The organism is Bartonella queenslandensis AUST/NH15 (genome assembly GCF_000312585.1).
Lineage (GTDB): Bacteria > Pseudomonadota > Alphaproteobacteria > Rhizobiales > Rhizobiaceae > Bartonella > Bartonella queenslandensis_A.
On sequence record NZ_HE997974.1, the window covers coordinates 1 to 1,283 of the forward strand.

Sequence of the window (1,283 nt, forward strand, 5' to 3'; positions counted from 1 at the left end):
CATTACATTATAATTTATTTGATAAATTATTCATCAAAAGGACGTGTTATATAGATACTTAAGTCTTGTATTTAAAACTCTTGATATACATACATAAATGTATTAACATAAGATATGAAAATGAGATTTGAATGGGATGAGGCTAAAGCGAAAAGTAATCTTAGAAAGCACCGTGTAAGTTTTGAAGTAGCTGCACGTGTTTTTGCAGACCCATTCGCTATGGTTAAACAAGACCGTATTGAAAACGGAGAATATCGTTGGCAAACTTTAGGGCTTGTGGATGGTTTTTTATTACTCCTTGTCGCTCATACTGTTCATGATGATAAAGATGGCATAGAGGTTATCCGTATTATTTCAGCACGACGTGCCAATTTGAAAGAGAGAAAGCGTTATGAAGAAGAAAGTTCGTTATGAAATTGATGTAGGTAACTTATCGCCTTTGACAGATAAACAAAAAGTTGAAATTGATGAACTAGCGGCAATGCCGGACAGTGCGATTGATCATAGTGATATTCCACCATTAGATGATGCATTCTGGAAAAACGCTGTTCGCAATCCATTCTATAAACCAACTAAGACTGTCACAACGGTACGTGTGGATTCAGATGTGCTAGCGTGGCTTAAAAGCCAAGGAAAAGGCTATCAGACACGAATTAATGCCATTTTACGTGACGCTATGCTTCGTTCAATGCGATAAACTCGTTTTCTCCTCGTCTTTAGAAGACGAGAAGATAAAATCGTGTTTAAATTTAAGCTGCTTTTACAACAGTTTTTTCTAAAACCTGTTTTGCTTCTTTAATGAGAGCTTTGTATTTTCTATTCTCTTCGTCTACTCTGAAAGCATCAATAAGACGCATATGGATTGGTCCTAAAAGATACAGAGCTTTTTCACCGGCATTCATACCCTCCCAATAGCTTGGCAAATCAAAGCGTGTATCATTATCATAATCGGTCTTTTCTTGACTCTCGAGCTCTATCCAGCGGTCAATGATCTTAGCGCGCAATACTGTACTGTATCCTGAAACTAAGACAAGGCATTCACGCTTAGGTAAGTTGTAGCAGACTAATTTGCGTCCTGTAGAATCTTTATAATTTCCTTGAAATTTACTCACCTCAATTTTGAGGTCAGTACATATTTGTCGAATATCTCTTACAATATTGTCATGCCTTTTATCACATAATTCTGCAATTTCACGGCTAGACATTGTTAATGTGGTTTGGGGGGGTATTAAATTGTTCATAACGAACTCCTTGTTGTTAGATGTTTTTCATTGACACTCAAC

General features: G+C 36.6%; 3 protein-coding genes. 2 read left to right on the forward strand and 1 reads right to left on the reverse strand.

What is annotated here, in order from left to right; genetic code table 11:
* The first annotated feature begins 114 nt into the window (after nt 1-114).
* Together BN338_RS00235 and BN338_RS00240 are read left to right on the forward strand one after the other, a co-directional pair.
* Nucleotides 115-414: a BrnT family toxin gene (locus tag BN338_RS00235; RefSeq protein ID WP_039757948.1), complete on the forward strand. Its 300-nt coding sequence runs from the start codon at nt 115-117 to the stop codon at nt 412-414.
* A complete protein-coding gene (locus BN338_RS00240; protein WP_039757950.1) occupies nt 392-697 on the forward strand; it encodes a BrnA antitoxin family protein in 306 nt (101 codons plus the stop codon). The genes BN338_RS00235 and BN338_RS00240 overlap by 23 nt, the downstream gene beginning before the upstream one ends.
* A gap of 52 nt (nt 698-749) precedes the next feature.
* Here the strand turns inward: BN338_RS00240 and BN338_RS10945 are convergent, their stop codons facing one another.
* Nucleotides 750-1,241, reverse strand: coding sequence for a Rha family transcriptional regulator (locus tag BN338_RS10945; RefSeq protein ID WP_083868398.1), 492 nt, complete (start codon nt 1,239-1,241; stop codon nt 750-752).
* Nucleotides 1,242-1,283 lie beyond the last annotated feature (42 nt).

Bases quoted from the DNA above. Each gene is read 5' to 3' on its own strand.
- BN338_RS00235 (WP_039757948.1), top strand. From the start codon at position 115: ATGAAAATGAGATTTGAATGGGATGAGGCTAAAGCGAAAAGTAATCTT.
- BN338_RS00240 (WP_039757950.1), top strand. From the start codon at position 392: ATGAAGAAGAAAGTTCGTTATGAAATTGATGTAGGTAACTTATCGCCT.
- BN338_RS10945 (WP_083868398.1), bottom strand. From the start codon at position 1,241: ATGAACAATTTAATACCCCCCCAAACCACATTAACAATGTCTAGCCGT.